We start from the raw sequence: 20,613 nt of genomic DNA on the forward strand, positions 1-20,613 counted from the left end.
GTAATGCACCTATAAGGCGCCCTGCCCGATTTGATGGGCGGCCTCGAACTCGGCCACCATCGCCTTCGGCGCGGTCAGGCACCAGGCCTCGGCCACCAGCTCGAACAGCTCGTCGGGGTCGATCTTGTCGAGGTGCACCACCACCCAGCCGAACCGCCCGGCCGTGAACTGCACCTCGAACACCTCGGGCCGCTCGGCCACCAGCGCGATCTGCTCCTCGATCGTGGCCTTGAGCCCGACGGTCTCGGTCGCCTCCCACAGGTAGCCGAAGCCCTTGTCACGGACCTTGAGGCCGATCCACTCGCCGCCGTGACCCATGCGGACCCCGGGCAGCTCGTCCAGCATCTTGAGGAACTCATCGACGGTCACACCCATGTCCGCCTGTGTACCAAACCCGACCGACACTTCCAACCGCGGCGCCGAAGCCCGCTAACGTGAGACCGGTGGCCGACACCCGTACCAAACTGCTCGAAGCCGCGCTGGAGACGCTCAAGGAGCACGGCATCGCCGGCGTCTCGGCCCGTACGATCGCCACGGCGGCGGGCGTCAACCAGGCCCTCGTCTTCTACCACTTCGGCAGCGTCGGCCGGCTCCTCGCGGCCGCCTGCGAGCACGGCTCCCGGCAGCGCATCGCCCTCTACCGCGCCCGCTTTGCCGCCGTCACCACCCTCCGCGAGCTCCTCGACCTCGGCCGCGCGCTGCACGCGGAGGAACGGGCGGAAGGCTCCGTCGCCGCCCTGGCCCAGGTCCTCGCGGGCGGCCAGACCGACCCCGAGCTCGCGCCGGCCACCACCACCGGCCTCAACCTGTGGATCGAGGAGGTCGAGCAGGCGCTGGGGAGGGTGCTGGCGAAGTCGCCGCTGGCGGAGTTCGTGGACGTGGCGGGGCTGGCAAAGGCCACGGCGGCGGCGTTCGTGGGCCTGGAGCTCTACGAAGGCGTGGACCCGGACGGCGCGAACCAGGCGTTCGACGCCCTGGAGAGCCTGGCGGGCCTGGTGACGGCCCTGGAGGACATGGGCCCTGTCGTACGCCGCGCCGCCCGGGCCAAACTGCGCCGTCACTCGTAGTAGCGGACCTCCAGCACGTTGCCGTCGGGGTCAGGGAAGAACATCGTCTCGGAGGCGATGCCCTGCGCGCCGAAGGAGTTGACGCCGGAGCCGGTGATCTCGACCCCGTGCTGCTTCAGCCGGACCTGCAGCTCGTCGAAATCCTCCTTTCCGACGGCCAGGCAGAAGTGGTTGATCGGATGCCCGGCGCTCCCTTTGACCCCGGTGCTTTCCTCCACGCCCATGGAGGCGTCGTACGTCATCAGGTCGAGGATGGTTTCGGCCGTGATCCGCACACTCGGAAAGGCCGCCTTTCCCTCGCGAAACGCCTCGGCCCGCACCCCTGGCAGGCCGATAACCTGCTCGTAGAAATGCAGGGAATGAAGCTGGTCGGAGACCCAGCAGACGAGATGGTCGAGCCGCACGTCCATGCATACCTCCGCTTTTCTGCCGCCCGAATCCCCCTGTCCACCTGCGGGTCCAAGGTTGGACGGTGATTCAGCGGCCGACACCGGCCGGCGCCGTACTCATTTCATAATGAAAGATCCGGATGACAGCAAAGTAAACTCCGAAGGTCGGGCGGAGACCTCGCCACGCTAATTGACCTGGGCCCCTCAATACGAATCCGGCACCTTTCCCCACAGGCCACGGGCGCTCCGCGCGGAAGTGGATGGCGCCTCCCTGCCGTAAGGCAGCCCGATCGTCACCCGGCCCCGAGGAACTCGTTGGTGAAGGTCCTTTTCAGGTCGATCTTCGCGCCGGCGACGTCCGGGCTGAACCGCCTGAGCACCCCGTAGACCGCCTCGGCGCCTTCCAGGTGAATGGTCCCGTCAGGGGAGAACGCGGCCTTGGCCCGCTCGATCGCGTGCACGTAGACCTCCGCGTCACCCGCCGCGTACTCCGCGGGCATCTTCGCGGCGATCTCCTGCGGCGAATGCCGCTGCACCCACTCCAGCGTGCGCTTGATCGCCCGAGCGAGCCTGGCGGCCGTCTCCTTGTTCTTCCCGACCCAGTCCGAGGCCGAGTACAGGACGGCGGCGGGGTAGGTGGACACCCCGAACTCCTGCTCCACACCCCGCACGGTGCGCGTGTCACTCAGCACGCGCACCTTGTCGGCCCCGGCGCGCTTCTGCAGGAACGAGAAGGCCGGGTCGATCATGACGGCGGCGTCGACCTTGCCGTTCTCCATCGCGGCGACCGCGGCGGCCTCGCCGCCAACCCCTTGCACGGCGGCGTCATCGGCCTTGAGACCGTGCTTGACCAGCAAATACTTCAGGAAGAAGTCCGTCGACGACCCTGGCGCGGTCACGCCCACGGTCGCGCCCTTCAGGTCGCCGATCGACCGGATGTCCCTGGTGGTCCTCGGCGAGACCGCGAGCACCAGGGACGGATAGCGCAGCATGTTGACGAAGGCCGTGAGTTCCCGCCGCTTGGCCTGCAGCTGAATGGTGTGGTCGTAGAACCCGCTGACCACGTCGACGCTGCCTCCCTGCAGGGCCTGCAGGGCCTTCGAGCCGCCCTGCAGGTCCTCGATCCGCACGTCGAGCCCCTCGGCCTGGTAGTAGCCCAGTTGCCGGGCCAGGGTCGTGGGCAGGTAGACGAGCAGGGACTGGCCGCCGACGCCGATGGTCACCCCGCCGGCGCTTCCTCCGCCACCGCCGCAGGCGCTCGGCGCGAGGGCCAGGACGCCCGCGACCGCCCCGACGAGCAGCCTGCGCCAAGAGTGCATGGTTCCTCCAAGGGTCAGGCTGCGACGTCGGGCTTCCAGCGGAGCAGGTGGCGTTCGAGGCGGTGCACGACCAGGTCCAGCAGGAGCACCACGGCGGACAGCACGGCCATGCCCGCGAACACGCCGGTGGTGTCGAAGACGCCCTCCGCCTGCGAGATCAGGTAGCCCATGCCGCGCGAGGAGCCGAGGTACTCGCCGACGACGGCGCCCACGATGGCGAACCCGGCACTCACGTGCAGGCTGGAGAAGATCCACGTCAGCGCACTCGGCAGGAAGACGTGCCGGATCAGCTGCCGCTCCTTCGCGCCGAGCATCCGCGCGTTGTCGACGAGGACGGGGCTCACGTCCCGTACGCCCTGGTAGGTGTTGAAGAAGACGATGAAGAAGACGAGCGTGACGCCGAAGGCGACTTTCGACCAGATGCCCAGGCCGAACCAGAGCAGGAAGATCGGTGCCAGCACGACGCGCGGGAGCGCGTTCAGCATCTTGATGTAGGGATCGAGGATGTCGGCGAGCAGCGTGACCCGGGCGAGCACGAATCCGCCGCCGAGCCCGAGTGCGGCGCCGATCAGCAACGCCAGCGACGCCTCGACGAGCGTGACCCGCAGATGCTCGAAGATCTCGCCGCCCGCGAACCAGTCACGGACCCGGAGCGCGATGTCCGACGGCCGGCTGAAGTAGAACGGGTCGATCACCCGCAGCCGGACCAGCAGCTCCCACAGGGCCACGACCACCACGCCCAGCAGGGTCTGGGCACCGCGCACGACGAGGGCACGCCGGCGCACCCACCTACGGAACCCGGGCGCGACCCGCGCGGCGGTCTCGCTGCCGCCCTCGTCGACCGCGGATTCAGCCGCGGACGGTGCGTTCATAGCCCTTCATCACCTCTTCCCTGAGGTCGGCCCAGACGCGGGCGTACGCCTCGGTGAATTCCGGTCGCGTGCGGATGTTCATGAGGTCGCGGGGGCGCGGCAGATCGATGGGGTAGCGGCCGATGATGCGGCTCTCCGGACCGGCCGAGAGCAGCACGACCTCGTCCGACAGCGACACCGCCTCGTCGAGGTCATGAGTGACGAAGACGACGGTCTTCCCCGACCCCGTCCACAGCGCGAGCAGCTCGTTCTCCATGATCTGGCGGGTCTGCACGTCGAGAGCGCCGAACGGCTCGTCCATCAGCAGGAGGTCGGGGTCGGTGATCCACGTCTGGGCGACGGCGGCGCGCTTGCGCATGCCGCCTGACAGCTGGTGCGGATAGGCGCGTTCGAAACCGGACAACCCGACCCGCCGCAGCCACTCCGCGGCTCTACGCGCGCGCTCGGCCGGGGCGACCCCGCGCAGTTGCAGCCCGAACGCGACGTTGTCCAGCACCGTCTTCCACGGAAGCAGCGCGTCCTGCTGGAACAGGTAGCCCGCGTCCGTGTTGAGACCGCTCAGCCGCCGGCCGGCCGTCCGGACCTCTCCCCTGCTCGCCCTCAAGAGTCCGGCGGCCACGTTGAGAATCGTCGACTTGCCACACCCCGTCGGCCCCACCACGGACACGAACCGGCCGGCGGGGACGGCCAGGTCGATGTCCCGTACCGCGGTGTATTCCGTGCCGTCGTTGGTCCGGTACGCCACGGACACTCCTGCCAGCTCCACGGCCGGGGAGCCACCTGCCATCCTCGCCGCCCCTCTCCTCACGGGGCCGGCCCCCGGCTCCGCCAGTTGACAAGCATGCCCGCCTACATTCCACAACAGCGGTCAAGAATCGCCAAGTAGCGCTTCCGGTCGCCCAGGAAGGATGATCAAGTCTCGACTATCCTGACAAATGCCCCTCCGTCCGGTTCGGCAGCTCAGCTGGAGGTCGCCGGTGCGTTCTGAAGGTCGTACGCGGGCCGGATTCCGCGTTCTCGGGCCGGTGGAGCTCCAGACCGACAGCGGGAACCTCGTACTGACCGGCAAACAGGGGGCGCTGCTGACGATCCTGCTGCTGAGCGCCAACCGCGTGGTGTCGGTCCAGCGGCTGGCGGAGGCGTTGTGGGGCGCGCCGTTGCCCAGCTCGCCCGCTTCCCGGGTCAGGATGCTGATCTCCGACCTCAGGAAGACGTGCGTCGCCGCGGGGGACAATCTGATCCGTACGCAGCGGCCCGGGTACGTCGTACGGCTGGCGCCCGACCAGCTCGACCTGGCCACGTTCCTCGACTGCGTGGCGCGGGCCCGGCAGGCGGCGGCCGGCGGCGACCAGGAGACCGCGGTGACCCGCTACGACGAGGCGCTGGGCCTCTGGCACGGCGCGCCGCTGGCGGGGATCGACGGCTCCTTCGTCCAGGCGGAGGTGGCCAGGCTCGAGGAGCTGCGGCTGGAAGCGGTGGAGGGCCGGGGCTCGGCCCTGCTCGCGATGGGCAGGCACGCCGAAGCCATCACCGAGTTCACCACCGTCGCCACGGATCATCCCCTGCGCGAGGCGGCGCACGGACAGCTCATGCTGGCCCTGCACAGGAGCGGCAGGCGTGCCGACGCGCTGGCGGTCTATCGCAGGCTGCGGCAGCGGCTCACCGAGGAGCTGGGGCTGGAGCCCGAACGCGAGCTGCAACGGCTCCACCAGCGGATCCTCACCTCGGACCCCATGCTCGAACAGGAAACCTCCGACGCCGCTCCGGGGGCGGCCCCGCCAGTCCCCCGGCAGTTACCCGCTCCGCCCCCGCACTTCGTCGGCCGCGAACGCGAGCGCGCCGAGCTGGACCGCCTCGCCCGCGACCGGACCGGCAAAGGCGTGACCATCGCCGCCATCAGCGGCACCGGCGGAATGGGGAAGACCTCGCTGGCCCTGCACTGGGCGCACAGCAACCTCGGCCTCTTCCCCGACGGTCAGCTCCATGTCAACCTCCACGGGTTCGACCCGACCAGCGAACCCCTGCCTGCGCAGGTGGCGCTGCGCCATTTCCTCGGCTCCCTCGGCGTCCCGGCGGCGGCCGTCCCCGCCGGGGAGCAGGCCCAGACCGGGCTCTACCGCTCGCTGGTCGCGGGCCGCCGCCTGCTCGTCGTCCTCGACAACGCCCGCGACACGGCGCAGGTCGAGCCGCTGCTCCCCGGCAGCCCCAGCTGCGTCGTCGTGATCACCAGCCGGAACCTCCTCCCTGGCCTGATCGCCACCCACGGTGTGAGCCTGATCGGGCTGGACGCGCTCACGCCCGCCGAGACCCGCCGCCTGCTCGGCCACCACCTGGGTGAAGCGAGGATCGACGCGGATCCCGACAGCGCGGCCGTCCTCGTGGAGCACAGCGGCGGCCTCCCCCTGGCCATCAGCGTGCTCACCGCGCGCGCCGCCATGCACCCCGGCTTCCCCCTGTCCGTCCTCGCCGGGGAGCTGAGCAGCCCCGCCACCCGCCTCGACGCCCTGCGGACCGGCGATCTGAACACAGACCTCCGGGCCGCGTTCACCTCCTCGTACGAGGCGCTCCACCCCACCACCGCCCGGCTGTTCACGCTCCTGGGACTGGCGCCGTGGCCGGACGTCAGCCTGCGCTCGGCCGCCGCGCTCGCCGGCCTGCCCGCCGCCCGCACCAGGGTGGCGCTGGAGCACCTCGAAGCCGCCAACCTGGTCCACCAGCACCGCCCGGGGCGCTACCGCACGCATGACCTGGTCCGGCTCTACGCCGCCGAACGCGCGCGGTCCGATCGGCCGGAGCACGAGCGGGTGGAGGCGCTGACCCGCCTGGTCGGCTCCTACGTGCACACCGCCCGCGCCGGCGAACGGCTGCTGAACCCCAATCGCCCGCTGGCCGAGCGGATCTCCGCCGAACCCGTGGAGGATGAGTTCGAGGACGCGGCGTCGGCCTGGGCCTGGTTCGAGGACGAGCAATCCAGCCTCATGGCCGTTCAGCGGCTGGCCGTGCGGCTGGGCATGGACGCGGCCGTCTGGCGGCTGGCGTGGGCCACGGACACGTACCACAAGCGGTGCCAGCACGAGCAGCGCATCCTGTCCTGGGAGACGGCCCTGGCCGCCGCCGAGCGGCTCGGAGACCCGGGGACGCGGGCCCTCGCCCATTGGTATCTGGGGTACGCCTACGCGCAGGACTCCCGGGCCGACGACGGCCTGGAACATCTGCTGCTCGCGTACAAGCTGTTCGAGCAGGAGGAAGACCTCGCCGGGCAGGCGCACACCAGCCACACCCTCGGGTTCGCCTGGCTCGCGCAGGGCGAGCCGGAGCGCGCGATCCCGCACGTGGAGACCGCCCTGCGCCTCCAGCGGGAGCTCCGAGACCCCCTCTGGGAGGCCAACGCGCTCAGCGCCGCCGGCTGGTGCCACGTCAAGCTCGGCCGGTACCCGGAGGCGCGGTCGTACTGCGAGCAGGCTCTGGAGCTGTTCCAGAAGCACGAGGACCTGAACGGCGAGTCCGCCACGCTCGACAGCCTCGGCTACATCGCCCACTGGGAGCGCCGGCACGACCAGGCGCTCGACTACTACGGCCGATGCCTCGAACTGCGCGACAGACTCGGCAACGCCTACCAGGGCGCCGACACCCTCGCCCGCATCGGCGACGTCCACCACGAGATGGGGCAACTCGCCGCCGCCCGCGACGCCTGGCAGCGGGCGCTCGACCTCTATCACAAGCAGCACCGCGCGGCCGAAGCCGAGGACGTCCGGCAGAAGATCAGGCGCCTTGCCGTACGGCCCGCCGCTCCAGCCGGACCCTCAGGTCACGCGGCACCAGCAGACCGCTGAAGTCGGGCACGATCGCCGCCTCCTGCGACGGCGTGATGCTCATGCCGCTGACCAGCCAGGACGTCGCCAACGTCAGCTGCATCATGCCGAGCTGGGTCCCCACGCACACCCGTGGCCCGGCACCGAAAGGCAGGTAGGTGTGCCTGACGGGCACGGTGCGCGGATCCAGCCACCGCTCCGGCAGCAGCCGGTCCGGGTCGGACCACCAGCGCGGATCGCGATGCAGCCGATACAGGCTGAACAGCACCTGGTCCCCCGTCTTGAGCCGCCAGCCGTCGAGCTCGGTCTCCCGGCGTACGGTCCGGCCGATCAGCCAGGTCGGCGGCCACAGCCTGAGCACCTCCTTGACGAACGCCTCCGTGTACGGCAGGTCTCCCATGACCGGGACGTCGCCGGCCGCGGCGGCTTCCTCCTCCAGCCTGGCCAGGAAGTCCGGGCGCGTGCTGAGCTCGTACACGATCCAGGTGAGCGCGGCGGCCGGGACGCCCAGGGCGGCGAGCATGATGCCACGCAGGAACCGCTCGATCTGCAGATCGGACAACTGCCGACCTCCTGCGGCTCCCTCGGCGTTTAAGGCGCCCGCGGCCCCCGCTGCGAGCAGCACGCCGAGGAGGTCCTCAGCAGACGAGGCACCGGACGCACCACGACGACGGCGCACGATGTCGGCCATAAGCGTCAGGAGCCGCTTGCGGGAGCGGGCGAAACGCCGCACCTTGCGCGACGGCCACCACGGCGGGAGCTGCAGCGAGTCGCGCGACAGGGGATCGATGGCCGCGACGTTCTCGGCCAGCGTCTCCGGCACGCCTGCCGCGTCGGCGCTCAGGCAGAAGTCGGCGGTCGCCCGGCCGAAGAAGTCGGCCATCGTGGGGAGCACGTCCATCTCCCCTTCACCGACCGTCCTGAGGAAGATCTCACGCAACCGCTCGGCGTGCGCCTGCGCGACCCTCCTGTGCAAACCCTGCCAGCCCGCGCGGCGGGTCGTGGTCCACAGCTCGGCGTCGGCCGCCATCTGCTCGGTGTCCACGCTTCCCGCCAGCGGCGAGTTCTCGGCCAGGAAGTCGCTGTTGGTCCTGGTGAGCAACGCATGCACCTGATCCGGTGAGGACACCACGATCGTGCGGGCGTCGAACGAGAAGACGTCCCCGTATTCACGGTGACACCGTTCCAGGAAAGCGTTCCTGTCCCGGTCGTACTCCTCGGTGTTGCCGAACAACCAGTGCCCTCGGGGCCCGGCAGGCCGCTCCGAACCAGCTGCATGCGTCACTCGTCGGCCCTCTTAGTTGAAGAAGTTCCAGTAGGTGTACATGCCTCCCATGCGGACCCGGCCCACGAGGCGGACGGCTGCGTGTCGGATGTGCTTCATGCGTAACCTCCGTAGCGCGACTGACGTCACTGACCACGATCGATCACGGGGCGCATGATCTCCGCATGAAAACCGCCTGCCCCAGCAGACACCCTTGTGCTCCTGCGCCGGCGCCGCACCTGATCCCGCTGTCGGCAGGCGGATCACCCATGAACGCCAGAGACCTCAGACCTCCCCAGCCTGGAGCGATCCATAGTGAAGACCCGGCGAGTCGCCGGTTACGCGATCTTGACGGGACGATTACAGCTATGCCTAACATGTATGTAGGCGGCAACGGCGGCGACGTTCCCTTCGGCCGTCATGATCGGCCCGTAGCGCCGGAAGGACACGCTCATGCAGGACCCCCCGAGCTCCGAACCATGGAGGCAGTGGCACAACGGGCTTGAGCTGGACCGGTCTTGGCCGGCGCCTGCGGACGGGATAGAGGTCAACCGGACGGAGCTCAAGAAGCGCTCGAAGCAAATGGTCATCGACGCCCTCGGCACGAAGACCTCCGTCAGCGACGGAAAGCATTCGGATCGCATGCCGAGCGCGGCCTTCGGACACTTCGTCTGGGGGACCGAATTCGGCGCGTACTCCCCCGTCAACGTCACGCGCACCGATCTCGACGGCGCATGGGCGTCCGCGGACCGGATGATGACCGCGCTCGACCGGAAGTTCTCCCACCTCAAGGAACGGTCGGAGGCATTCCACGAGTCGTACGAGGGCTTCGGCCAACTGGTGTACGTCGCCGCCATGAACTACGACACGGCCGAGGGAATCCTCGACCGCCGTCTGGACAAGCTGCGCAAGGTTATCCACGGGCAGCAGGATCCGGGCCGTACCCGGCCTCCCTCCGACACCGAGCCGTGGCAGGAAGAGGACGTCTCGTCCAACAGCGCGGCCGGCGTCAGGAAGTTCTTCGACCGGAGTCATCCGGAGCGTCTCCTGGACCTCGGCGTGGTGCTTCACAACTTCGCCGACCGGATGTCCGGCGCGGCCGCCGCCATCGAGGGGCACTCGAAGGCACTGGCCCAGATCTGGGGCAGCGAGGCGGCAGAGCTGTGCCAGCAGGCGCTCAGGATGCTGCACGGCAGCACGAAGACGCTCGCCTACGACGCGGGCCGGACGGGCGACGTGCTCCTCTCGTTCGGCGAGTTCTACTGGCGGTACAAGGAGAACTGCGCCAAGGCCGTCGGCGACTTCGAGATCGACGACCTGTGGGAGTGGGCCGGCGGCAAGGACAACGAGGACGACGAGCGCGCCCGCCAGTATCTGCGCGAGTTCAACCAGCAGATGGGCCTCTGCTACGACATGATCCCCGCGGACGCCGAAATGCTGCTGCCCCAGATCGCCTACGTCGAATACGCCGACCTCTATCACGACGAAGAGGGCACGTACTTCGACCGCCTGGAAAAGAACGAGCCGTTCTCCTGGCTGTTCGACAATCCCTGGAAAGAGTCGTCCCCCGACCCGATCCTGCCCAAGAAGTCGGCAACCGAGATCCTCGAGACCCAGCTACGGGAGCCCTATTCACACTGGTGGCAGTGAACGGCCCCAAAGCAGAGCAACCGTCGACGACCGCCCGCGCCGAGCCGGTCCGACCAGCCGGCCAGGATGAGCCGAATGTTGAATGTCAGCGGTCGAACCAGCGTGTTGCCGCAGGCGTGAACAACGTGATGACGATCGCGAGCGGCAGGACGGTGCCCAGGTCGATCAGTGTCCTCCAACCGAACTCGCCGTCGATGGCGGCCGTGATGAGGTAACTGCCGACCGCGACCGCCTCAATGGCCACAGCGCACCAGCGCACCCACTTCCTGCGTGACGACCAGCGAAATACCAGCCACCCCAGGAGCACGACGACCAAGAAGAGCCGGAGCAACACCCCGAGAAGTACCGGGTTGCCGAAGGCAGCCACCGCAGCCGGCAACATCATGGCGAAAAGGAGAAGACTGACGCCTAACTGCAGGGTCATGATCACCCTGGCGGCTCGCACCGTGGCCGGCATCTGCTCGGCCGGAATGACCTTCGTCACACGATCATTCTGCCCCAAGACAAACTCCTGCGGCCATGCTCCGCAGCGAATGAACCATGCTAACCGGCTGGTCCGTTTCGAATTCCAGACCCATGACGACGAACCCGGCCATCCATTCAGACAGGGACCACCTGCACTGCCTTCCCGCACAGTTTGCTCATGTCGTCCTCGCCAGACGTCAGAACGATGGCAGGGCGCACCGAGCGCAGCGCCGTGGCCACAGCGCCGATGGCGTACTTGCGACCTCGCGACGCTCAACCGGCTTCGTGCGCGCGCCATCCGTCCTCCTCTTGGAGTTCGGGCGCCGACTTGACCCGGCGGAACAACTCCGCCGCCTCATCACGCAAAGACTGCGGGACCGGCCCCGGCCTGCCTCTCCTCACCGAGGTCGCCGCCAACTCACCAATGCCTGGGCCGACAGCGCCTACCGCACCACCGCCCTCGGCATCGACGTCGAAGTCGTCCGCCGAGACCCCCACCACCAGGGGATTCACCGCGTTGCCGCGCCGCTGGGTGGCCGAGCGCACCTTCGGCCGGCTCATGCTCCACCGCCGACTGGCCCGCGACTACGAGACGCGGCCAGACCACGGCGCCGCCTGATCCGATTGGCGTCCATCGACAACCCCGCCCGACGCATAACAGGCGAAGCCATCCCAACCTGGCGATATACGTAACCGGCAATCAATCACAAACTTCGCACTTCAGGCGCCCTCTTTGATTTCGAGCAAAGGTCTTTGCAACAGGCCCGGCCTCGGGAGGCGTCTTGGAGGTGTGGAGTTCGAGGATTTCGTCCGGGCGCGCGGGTCCGCCCTGCTCAGATATGGCCACGTGCTGACCGGCAACGCCGACGACGCCGCCGACCTGGTACAGGAGGCACTGCTCAAGCTGGGCGACAGCTGGCGCAGGGTCCGCAACAAGGACGATCCGGAGTCGTACGTACGTACGATCATGGCCCGGCAGCACATCAGCTGGTGGCGCAGGCGGCGCAGGGAGCACCTGACGGACGACGTACCAGAAGGCTCCTACACCGACAGCCACTCCTACGGCGAGCTGTGGAAGGAGCTGGCCACGCTGCCGCGCAAGCAGCGTGCCGTCCTGGTGCTGCGCTACTACGAGGACCTGCCGGATCAGGACATAGCCGAAATCCTGGGGATCTCCCGGGGAACCGTGCGCAGCCAGGCGTTCCGGGCGCTCAACACGCTGCGGATCAAGCCGGCGATGCTTGAAAGGGGACGATCGTGAGGACAGAAAACGAGTTGACCGACGCGTTCCGGTCGGCGGCGGAGCGGGTGCCGCAAGAGGTCGACCTGCTGGCAGCCCTTGCGTCGCGCAGGCGTCGCAGGCACCAGCGGCGCATGCAGATACTCGCGGCCGGGGCCGTGGTGGCGGTGCTGGGTGGGGGCGCGGTGGGAATCAGGGGCGTCTTCTCCGGCGGGGGCCAGGCCGGCGTGTCGGCGGCGTCTCCCACGGACATGACAGTCTCCGTCACCACCATGCCCCCGAGCGTGGCGCTCTCCCCGCCCGCGCGCTCGAAGGTCGTGGACGCCGGCAAGCTTTGGCCCGGCGCGGTCTTCACGATGCCCGCCAAGAACGCCGATGGCTGGCGCTATCGTCCGATCACCGCCCTCAGCGCGACGGAGGTGCTGCTCAGCGCCGAGTCGTCGTTCGAGAAGGCCGGGAAGTTCGAAGTGTACGACTCGGCGACCGGCAAGTCGCGCGTGGTCACCAGGGTGCCGCGGACGCCGGGGTTCGACCGCTACTTCCCGCAGACCGCCACCACCGACGGCCAGAGCCTCGCCTGGTTCGCGTACGGCGAAAAGGACGGCGCGGCCGTGCGCGAGATCTGGACGGTCCCGCTGGCGGGTGGCAAGCCCAGGCTGCTCGGCACGTTCACCGGGAAGCACGCGCAGATCGACGCGATCAGCGTCGACGGCGACCACGTCTACTGGTCCGAGCTCTCCGGCGGCGTCTGGAGCATCCCCGTCGCGGGCGGCGAGGCGGCGCGCGTGCCCGGCGGCGACGGGCTGCACCTGATGAAATGGCCGTACGCCGTGGACGTGGCCGGCGGCGGGGAGGGGCACGAGCGCAACCAGACCAAGCTCGTGGACCTGGCGCGGGCCACGCAGACCGAGATCAAGGCGCCCGCGTCGGCGCAGGGCCTGCGGTGCGGACTCTCCTGGTGCTTCGGGCGTAACGGGCAAGAGTCGTTCGTGCAGTACCTCGACGGCACGAACACGATCGCCCTCGACGGCCTCGGCGACCCCTCGACGCTGACCCGGTTCCCGATCCTCGACCGGTTCCTGTTCGCCGGTGGCACCGTCTACGACGCCGCCACCGGCGAGGTGGCCGCCACCATCGGCGAGGGCGCGGGGTCGTACGGCGTGGGCACCTCCTCCGAGCCCAGCACGATCATCTACTGGGTCGGCGAACCCGGCACGTTCACGGTGCTGAACCTGGCAGCCGTCCCGCCCGCGAAATAGCGTTCGGGACCATGCGGACCTTCGCGAATGTTCAGGAGCTCAAGACGGCCGTCGGCGAGAAATTCGGCCCTGCGGAGTGACGGACGGTCACTCATGGCCACCAATAATCATCACCGTTGATCAAGAGCAGCGACAACCGCATGCTGTCTGCGCAGATACCGCCGGCCCAGGACCCCGTACCAGATCATGACGGGCAGGTGGAGCGCGTACCCGAGCTGTTCCAGTGCCCCCGTGGGGCCGTCGGTCCCGGTCGTCCACGGAAGCACGACGGCGGCCAGGCCCATAAGTGCGGCGATCAGGCCGGCGACACGGAGCCCGGCGGGCATCGGGATGCCCACCGCGCCGGCGGCGGTGGCGGCGACCCACAGCAGCCCGGCCAGATTGACCGCCCATTTGGCCGTGAGCAGGACGGCCAGGGCCACTGTGGCGGCCGCCGGGGCGGTCGGGCGGGCGGCCAACTGGGTCAGTGCCAGGTTTCCGGCATCATGAAGCAGTCCGGCCAGCCCGGCGCCGGCCAGCAGGCCACCGGCCAGCGTCACCAGATACGGCCTTGACGTCTCGGCCGGGCGAGCAGCCATCACAAGCCCTGCCGCGGTCAGTGCCAGCCAGCCCAGCACGTCGAAGGCCAACTCGGCCAGGTGCAGCCCGACCTTCTCGCTCACCGCGTCCAGCGCGGCACCGGGGTCGGACGGACTCAGGGTCAACCCCGATGGCACCACGATGGCCGTACCGGCGATCATGGCTACCAACGAGGTCAACAGCAGCACACCGGTGAGCCGGCGCCGAGGGTTCGGATCAGTCATGGCCGTGACGGTAGAACCCTGACGCAGGGACAAGGTCAACCCGCCAGGAGAGGGGACACCATGTGGCGGATCGGGCAACTGGCGCGCATGGTCGGCGTGTCCGAACGGACCCTGCGCCACTACGACAAGATCGGGCTGCTGGTTCCCGCCGCGGTCGACCGTACCACCGGCTACCGCTGGTACGGCGTGGCCGAGCTGTCCCGGCTCGAACGCATCCGCGGGCTGCAGCGTCTCGGCCTGCCGCTGCGCCAGATCGCCGATCTGCTGGACGCTCCCGAGACGCAGCTGCGGCAGGCGCTCACCGAGATCGTGGCGAACCTCAGGCGTGACATCGCCACGCTGGCCGCGACCGCGGCTCACGCCGAGGACCACCTCGCCGTGCCGATGTCGATCCTGCCGCAGCAGACCGCGGTGGACCCGCGTCGACTACGCGTCCGCCGCATGCGCCTCGACCATCCCGCCGAACTGGCCGCCGTCTGCCCGGCACCACCGGCGGCCCTGCTGACCTGGCTTCGCGGGCAGCCGACGGGCGGCTTCGCCGCCGCGGTGACCACCGACGGCGCCGGCGAGCAGCTCTCCCTGCCTGCCCGCACCGTCGTACGAGCCGTCGTTCCACCCTCAGCAGGGGTGGTCCGCGCCGGGCAGGACCTGTTCGGCTGGCTGCACCGCCACCGCCTGGCTGTCACCGGCCCCACCGTGGAAGAGCACCTCATCGACGCCGACGGCGCTCACGCCATCGTCCTCGAGGTACCCGTGAACCCGCTGCGGCGCATCCGCGCCGCCTGACCGCTCCTCGCTGTCGCCGCACGCCCACGCCCACGCCCCGCAGAACGCCATGAGGTCGTGAGGCCGTGACCGCGCTCGAGCAGGCCGGCCTCCCCGCCGAACGGAACTGCGATCCGGCCCAGGCCATCACCGTCAGGCCGATCGACTGACACAGACGCCTCATCCGCTGACGTCAGCCCGGCAAGCGACCGACACTCGACAATACTTTTGGTAATGATATAGTTACGCTCAGCTATGGAAATCATCGGCGGGTTGCCGCGTCACGTGGCTTGCGTGATGGATGGGAACGGGCGGTGGGCCGCGCAGCGATCGCTGCCGCGCACCGCAGGCCACGAGGCGGCAGAGGCCTCCGTAATCGACATCATCGAGACAGCGCGCTCGGCCGGCATCAAATGGTTGAGCCTGTACGCCTTCTCCACCGAAAACTGGCGGAGGCCGACGGGCGAGATCGACATCCTGATGAGGCTCGTGCGCCGGGCCATCCGCAAGCACGCACCGGCGTTGCACGCGCGGGGCGTCCGGTGCAGGTTCCTGGGCATGTCCGATCCGCGGATCCCGCCGCCCCTGGTCCAGGACATCGCCGATCTGACGACGCTTACCAGCGACAACAGGCAGATGACGCTGACAGTCGCCTTCGATCACGGGGGACGCCGCGACATCGTGGAAGCCGCCCGTTCGCTGATCCACGCCGCCGTACCGGCCGAGCAGGTCACCGAGGCCACCTTCGCCCGGCATCTCCCCTACTCCGACACCCCGGATGTGGACCTGGTCATCCGCACCTCCGGAGAGCAACGAATCTCCAACTTCATGCTCTGGCAGGTCGCCTACGCCGAATGGGTCTTCCCACAGGTGCTATGGCCCGACTTCCGCGCGACCCATCTCTGGGAATGCCTTGAGGCCTACCGATCGCGCCAGCGCCGGTTCGGCGATGTCCGCCAGTCGGCCGCCACTACGGGAGAGGAATCTCGATGACCCAGATCACCGGAGAGGAGACCGTCGACGTCTTCGGGCCGGACTCGATGCTGCGCCGCCTCGTCAACGACGCGCGGTGGGGCCTTGCGGTGTCCCGCGCCACGGTGCTGGAAGCCGCGCACCCGCAGATCGGCACAGCGTTGATCGAGAACTCGACGTTCGTGACATATCCGTGGCGGCGGCTGCGCAACACGTTGGTGAGCATGCAGCGGATCCTCGACCTGGACCATCACGTTCGCGACCGGGAGATAGCCCGCCTCAACCGCCTGCACGCCCGCATCTCGGGCACCGACCCGCAAGGCCGCGGCTACGACGCGATGGACGCCGCAGCACGCGCCTGGGTGGTGGCGACCCTGTTCGAATCGACGGTGACGATGTATCGGCTGAGCGGCGAGTCGCTCAGCGGGCCCGCGCTGGAACAGCTCTACGCCGAGTTCCGTGCGTTTCTGGTCCTGCTCGAGGGCAACAGCGACCAACTCCCCGCGACGTCGCGGGAGTTCTGGCCCTACTACGACGACATGATCGACCATCACCTGGAGAACACCGAGGCGGTGCGCGTGATCCTCTACCGGCTCTTCGCCAACGTGCCCGCGCCGCCCCTGCTCCGCAACCATCCCGCGGTGTGGGCCGCAGGCCGAGCCGTGGCAGGCCCGGTGGCCGCCGCGATCACCATCGCGTCGTTGCCGGAATCCTTCTGCCGACGTGTCGCCCTGCCCGACCTCCCAGGGACGCGGGCGATCATGCACGGGGCCTACCTGACCGCCGGATTCGCCACCCGCCTGCTTCCGAACAGCTGGGTGCGCGTCGACTCGATCATGAGCCTGCTGGATCCCGACCACACCAGTGGTTCTGGACCATGGGGGACCGTACGCCGCAAGGCGGACCAGGCCGCGGCCATGCTCAGACTCCTCACCCCGGCTCCTGACAAGGTCAACCACACCACCCGCTCAGCCGACCAGTTCTTCGCCGAGGTCCTGGACCAGACCGGCGACGGTTACCTCGCCTGGCCTGACCTGGCGGCCATGGCAAGAGAGATCGCCACTCGGCTCGACCTGGACGAACAGGACGAGGAGCGGCTCTACAACGCGCACGCCGCCTGGTGGCGGGAGTTGCAGGCCGGTCTCGACACCGACGGCGACGGACGCGTCACACGGCAGGAATATGCGGCCTCAGCCGTTTCTCTGCCCAGCCTCGGACTCGTCAAGGTCGCCGACGTACTGTTCGATGTCACCGATATCGACGACGACCAGGCGATCGACGTACAGGAATACCAGAGGTTGTTCCGCACGGCCTTCCACCGCGACCTGACCGGCAGAGCCGACAGCTACTCGCGCAGCGCTTTCGTCCGACAGTTCCTGTCCTTCATGTCCGGGCAACAGCACTCGACCGCCTACGACTCCCTCCTGTCCTAGCCACGCGCGTATGAATACGGGCTCGCCGGACACAGCTCAGCCGCGTACCTCGCCGGACGTCAGACCCACCGGGACGCGTCACCGGTGCCGCACCAACCGTCAAACGCTCTCACCGTGGCCGAGTGGCGCTATGCGGGAAGCGGTCACGGCGAGGCGTTCTGGGCGGAGGAATCGTCCGAGTCCCAGTCCAGCTGCGGTTGATGTGACCGGCGACCGCCTGGTGCACTGGTTTCATGATCGGCACGACCCTGTGGGAGCGTCAGCTCCACCAAAGGGGCTCCGCTTCCGCGCTGGCCATCGGGGAAGACTGCATCGTCGCCCATGAACGCCACACTCGGCTTGTCTGCCTGAATCGCCATGACGGCTCGGTCCGCTGGGACATCCCAATGGGAACGTGGCCGCGAAGCGTCGTCCTCGCCGGCGACCGTTGTCTTTGTATAGCGCAGAACAACGATCAGCTTCCTGTGTCAGCCTCACGACGGGATCGCTCGTGTGGCGCGCTGGCCTGCCAAGTTTCTCCGGGCATGTCGTGGCCACGGCGGACGCGGTCATCGTGGGCGGCTGGCGCGGTTACACGCGCGTGGCGGGGTTCGACTTGGACGATGGACAGCCTTTGTGGCAGACGCCGCGCCGCACGGACACGGTGTTATCTGGGGTCCATCTGGACCGTCAGGCAAGTAAGGCAGGTGGCCTTCTGCGAACTTGCCTGACGAATTATCTGGGGGTTGTCAGGCAAGTCGGTTACGTCAGGGACGTGAGGCTTGACGTTTGTCGCTGGGTGGCATCATCGAACTGCCGACGCCCTGATTGCCGACCACCTCGGCCTCGAGCCCGCTCCTGGTGCGCTGCACCGCCTCGGTTTGTGACTGTCCTGCCAGCTCAACGACGAGGTGAGCACCGGACCACCCGGCGGATAAATCCGGTGGCGGCGCACCTCGGCCTCGAGGCGAGCTCGCCGCCAGATCGCTGCCCTGGCTCGGCGACTGATGGCGGGGCGCCGTGCGGGATAGGTCAGCCGGAAGTCTTACCTGGGGTGCGACCGCCGTCGCAGGCGAGGTTCGTCCCGGATACGGAGGAGGACGGGCGCCTGCGCCCCGAGGATGGAGATCATCTCTCCCCTCCGAAGGAAGGCCGCATGCCGTTCACCACCGCCACCGCCACCGCGCTCCTGCTGTCCCTCCTGCCGGCCCCCAGTCAGACCGACGTGCGGGAGGCGCTCGACGCCGCCGTGGCCGCCGGCGCGCCCGGCATCCTGGCCAGGATCGATGACGAGCGCGGCACCTGGATCGCCACCAGCGGCAAGGCCGACCTGGACACCGACCGGCCGGTGCCGCGCGAGGCCCGCTTCCGCGTGGCCAGCCTGACCAAGAGCATGGTAGCCACCGTCATCCTGCAACTCGTCCAGGAGCGCGAGCTCACCCTGGAGGAGCCGATCAGCGAGCGCCTGCCGGGGCTGGTGGCGGGCGGCGACCGGATCACCGTACGCCAGTTGCTCAACCACACCAGCGGCCTGGCCGACTACGTGGCCGCCGACGAGTTCGTCGACCCCGAGCAGTACGGCCGCCGGACCTACACTCCGCGGCGGCTCGTGGCCGAGGGCGAACGGCTGCCCCGCAAGGCGCCGGGCCGTTTCGCCTACTCCAACACCGGCTACATCCTGCTGGGGCTGCTGGTGGAGAAGGTGACAGGCCACGACCTGCGGTACGTGCTCGAACGCCGGATCTTCCGCCCGGCCGGGATGACGCGCTCGTACCTGCCCCTCACCGCCCCGGCCGTCCGCGGCCCGCACGCCACCGGCTACCACCTGCCCCGCGGCGCCGACCCGGCCGAGCCGGGTGCGTTGCGGCCGATCACCCGGCTGAACCCGTCCTTTGCCTGGGCCGCCTACGGCGTGGTGTCGGACGCCCGCGACGTGAACCGCTTCTACCAGGCCCTCTTCGGCGGCCGGCTGATCGGCGCGGACCTGCTTGCCCAGATGCGCACCGGGGTCGCGACGCCGCAGGCGCCGGTCTTCCCCAAGTACGGCCTGGGGCTGGAGTCGGTCGGCCTCACCTGCGGCGAGATGTGGGGCGCGACCGGCTCCATCCCCGGTTACCAGACGTTCGCCTTCGCCGACGCCACCGGCAAGCGCCGGATGACGGTGTCGGTCAACGTGCAGCGCAACGATCCGAAGGTCGCGACCATGCTGCTGGCCGGCGTCGACGCGCTGAACCGTTACTTCTGCGGCGAGCCCTACCCGCCGCTCACCTCCAGCGCGACGAGCCTGGGCCGCTGACAGGTGCTCTCGATGGGCACCGCCTGGCCCAGGGTGAGCCGAGGCGAGCAGCAGCCGGTACGCAGCACCGCCTCCTTCAGCATGTCGATCAGCGGGACTGATCCCCCGCGGCGGCCCACCGGTTCCTGGCCGGTCGGGTCCAATCACGGTGGTCAACCGGCGCACCGAACGTGAGCAGCCTGCGTGCCTGACGTGCCTTATGGTCCTTCAAGCGGCTGACCAGCTACTTCGCTCAAGAACACAAGATAACGATTGCTTCCTCTGCCCTGGGGCAACGGCGTACTGCTGGGGAACGGCACGAAAGCGTGGCTGATCGATCCAAGGTCCGGCGGGGAACTCGGCCGGTGGAGCCTGCCGGAGCCGCTGGCGGACACCGACAACCGCCCCGCGTTCACCCTTGTCGACCATGACCGTTGCCTAGCGCCATACGGACACCGGTCCCTTGCCGGCATTCGGCTCACCTCCGCTCACGCGGACCCGCTCTTCCAACATGATGCCGACCTCGCGGCCGCGGCCCCCGAGTTCACCGGTGGCGTGGTCTTGATGCGGGAGCGAGGAGCCGGCTACGTCGCCGCCGACCCCGAGAACGGATCGGCGTTGTGGAGGGTAGACGTCGGGCAGCCACTCGCCGGAGGCGTCGGCCGAGCCGACAAAGGGTTCGTGATGGTCAGCCGAAGCGGCGTGCTCTTTCGCCTGGGCTCCGACGGAAACCTTCTCGAGCGATCCTCATCGGTTGCCCGGGTTATCGCCCCGCGCGACCTTGGAGCGGGAGAGATGATGTTGATCACCAAGGGGACGCTGCGGGTGATCCGTATCGATCACTCCAGCTAGTGGGTGACCACTGGAGCTCCGACACATCCGCCAAACCGCATCAGCAGCTCGGGAGACCGGCGTGCAGGACAGTCCTACCTGGACCCCGGCACCTGACCAGCCAGTAGACCGGGCACCGATGACTTCCGGGCGGAAGTGTCGTCTAAAGCATCAGCGACAGGCCACAGACGCCGCGGTCACGCGAGCGCTGCGGCCCG

Annotated in this window: 18 protein-coding genes and 1 pseudogene; 11 read left to right on the plus strand and 8 right to left on the minus strand. The window is 68.9% G+C overall.

The features are described from left to right. Window positions 1–9: 9 nt before the first annotated feature. Window positions 10–375, minus strand: a complete 366-nt coding sequence (locus tag ABZS69_RS42270) for an MmcQ/YjbR family DNA-binding protein (protein ID WP_355382415.1) — start codon at window positions 373–375, stop codon at window positions 10–12. A gap of 68 nt (window positions 376–443) precedes the next feature. Between ABZS69_RS42270 and ABZS69_RS42275 the strand changes: the two genes are divergently transcribed. Beyond that, window positions 444–1,067, plus strand: coding sequence for a TetR/AcrR family transcriptional regulator (locus tag ABZS69_RS42275; RefSeq protein ID WP_355382418.1), 624 nt, complete (start codon window positions 444–446; stop codon window positions 1,065–1,067). Here ABZS69_RS42275 and ABZS69_RS42280 read toward each other — a convergent pair. The 4 genes from ABZS69_RS42280 to ABZS69_RS42295 all read right to left on the minus strand — a co-directional run bounded on the left by ABZS69_RS42280 (window position 1,058) and on the right by ABZS69_RS42295 (window position 4,434). After that, window positions 1,058–1,477, minus strand: coding sequence for a VOC family protein (locus ABZS69_RS42280; protein WP_355382421.1), 420 nt, complete (start codon window positions 1,475–1,477; stop codon window positions 1,058–1,060). The genes ABZS69_RS42275 and ABZS69_RS42280 overlap by 10 nt on opposite strands. Window positions 1,478–1,749: 272 nt before the next feature. Continuing rightward, a complete protein-coding gene (locus ABZS69_RS42285) occupies window positions 1,750–2,775 on the minus strand; it encodes an ABC transporter substrate-binding protein (RefSeq protein WP_355382424.1) in 1,026 nt (341 codons plus the stop codon). A 14-nt stretch (window positions 2,776–2,789) separates the two neighbouring features. Next, window positions 2,790–3,647: an ABC transporter permease gene (locus ABZS69_RS42290; RefSeq protein WP_355382427.1), complete on the minus strand. Its 858-nt coding sequence runs from the start codon at window positions 3,645–3,647 to the stop codon at window positions 2,790–2,792. Then, the gene (locus ABZS69_RS42295) at window positions 3,625–4,434 is read right to left on the minus strand and encodes an ABC transporter ATP-binding protein (protein WP_355382430.1); all 810 of its coding nucleotides are present in this window, start codon (window positions 4,432–4,434) and stop codon (window positions 3,625–3,627) included. The genes ABZS69_RS42290 and ABZS69_RS42295 overlap by 23 nt, the downstream gene beginning before the upstream one ends. 190 nt (window positions 4,435–4,624) lie before the next feature. On the opposite strand from ABZS69_RS42295, the gene ABZS69_RS42300 reads away from it, so the two are divergent. Next, window positions 4,625–7,480, plus strand: a complete 2,856-nt coding sequence (locus tag ABZS69_RS42300; RefSeq protein ID WP_355382433.1) for a BTAD domain-containing putative transcriptional regulator — start codon at window positions 4,625–4,627, stop codon at window positions 7,478–7,480. Here ABZS69_RS42300 and ABZS69_RS42305 read toward each other — a convergent pair. After that, window positions 7,410–8,744, minus strand: coding sequence for a cytochrome P450 (locus ABZS69_RS42305; RefSeq protein ID WP_355382436.1), 1,335 nt, complete (start codon window positions 8,742–8,744; stop codon window positions 7,410–7,412). The genes ABZS69_RS42300 and ABZS69_RS42305 overlap by 71 nt on opposite strands. 561 nt (window positions 8,745–9,305) lie before the next feature. On the opposite strand from ABZS69_RS42305, the gene ABZS69_RS42310 reads away from it, so the two are divergent. After that, window positions 9,306–10,373, plus strand: a complete 1,068-nt coding sequence (locus tag ABZS69_RS42310) for a hypothetical protein (RefSeq protein ID WP_355382439.1) — start codon at window positions 9,306–9,308, stop codon at window positions 10,371–10,373. 85 nt (window positions 10,374–10,458) lie between these two features. Here ABZS69_RS42310 and ABZS69_RS42315 read toward each other — a convergent pair whose 3' ends face one another. Next, entirely contained in the window at window positions 10,459–10,857 is a 399-nt protein-coding gene (locus ABZS69_RS42315; protein WP_355382442.1) for a hypothetical protein, read from the minus strand. A 452-nt stretch (window positions 10,858–11,309) separates the two neighbouring features. On the opposite strand from ABZS69_RS42315, the pseudogene ABZS69_RS42320 reads away from it, so the two are divergent. From ABZS69_RS42320 to ABZS69_RS42330, 3 genes and pseudogenes are all read left to right on the plus strand, one after another. Further along, window positions 11,310–11,442, plus strand: a pseudogene (locus ABZS69_RS42320) (IS5/IS1182 family transposase); the annotation flags it as partial. Between the two features lie 186 nt (window positions 11,443–11,628). After that, a complete protein-coding gene (locus ABZS69_RS42325) occupies window positions 11,629–12,099 on the plus strand; it encodes a SigE family RNA polymerase sigma factor (RefSeq protein ID WP_355382445.1) in 471 nt (156 codons plus the stop codon). Continuing rightward, complete coding sequence (locus ABZS69_RS42330; protein WP_355382447.1) at window positions 12,096–13,337, plus strand: hypothetical protein; 1,242 nt, start codon at window positions 12,096–12,098, stop codon at window positions 13,335–13,337. The genes ABZS69_RS42325 and ABZS69_RS42330 overlap by 4 nt, the downstream gene beginning before the upstream one ends. 110 nt (window positions 13,338–13,447) lie before the next feature. On the opposite strand, the gene ABZS69_RS42335 is transcribed toward ABZS69_RS42330, so the two are convergent. Then, the gene (locus tag ABZS69_RS42335) at window positions 13,448–14,140 is read right to left on the minus strand and encodes a hypothetical protein (RefSeq protein ID WP_355382450.1); all 693 of its coding nucleotides are present in this window, start codon (window positions 14,138–14,140) and stop codon (window positions 13,448–13,450) included. 60 nt (window positions 14,141–14,200) lie between these two features. Between ABZS69_RS42335 and ABZS69_RS42340 the strand changes: the two genes are divergently transcribed. The 5 genes from ABZS69_RS42340 to ABZS69_RS42360 all read left to right on the plus strand — a co-directional run bounded on the left by ABZS69_RS42340 (window position 14,201) and on the right by ABZS69_RS42360 (window position 20,416). Continuing rightward, the gene (locus tag ABZS69_RS42340; RefSeq protein ID WP_355382453.1) at window positions 14,201–14,926 is read left to right on the plus strand and encodes a MerR family transcriptional regulator; all 726 of its coding nucleotides are present in this window, start codon (window positions 14,201–14,203) and stop codon (window positions 14,924–14,926) included. 234 nt (window positions 14,927–15,160) lie between these two features. Further along, entirely contained in the window at window positions 15,161–15,898 is a 738-nt protein-coding gene (gene uppS / locus ABZS69_RS42345) for a polyprenyl diphosphate synthase (protein ID WP_355382456.1), read from the plus strand. Continuing rightward, on the plus strand, window positions 15,895–17,310 hold the full coding sequence (locus tag ABZS69_RS42350; protein WP_355382459.1) for an EF-hand domain-containing protein: 1,416 nt from the start codon (window positions 15,895–15,897) through the stop codon (window positions 17,308–17,310). The genes uppS and ABZS69_RS42350 overlap by 4 nt, the downstream gene beginning before the upstream one ends. 1,135 nt (window positions 17,311–18,445) lie before the next feature. After that, window positions 18,446–19,585: a serine hydrolase domain-containing protein gene (locus ABZS69_RS42355; RefSeq protein ID WP_355382462.1), complete on the plus strand. Its 1,140-nt coding sequence runs from the start codon at window positions 18,446–18,448 to the stop codon at window positions 19,583–19,585. Window positions 19,586–19,837: 252 nt separating this feature from the next. Further along, entirely contained in the window at window positions 19,838–20,416 is a 579-nt protein-coding gene (locus ABZS69_RS42360) for a PQQ-binding-like beta-propeller repeat protein (RefSeq protein WP_355382465.1), read from the plus strand. The last annotated feature ends 197 nt before the right edge of the window (window positions 20,417–20,613 follow it).

This window comes from Nonomuraea sp. NPDC005650 (assembly GCF_040605375.1).
Classification (GTDB): Bacteria; Actinomycetota; Actinomycetes; order Streptosporangiales; family Streptosporangiaceae; genus Nonomuraea.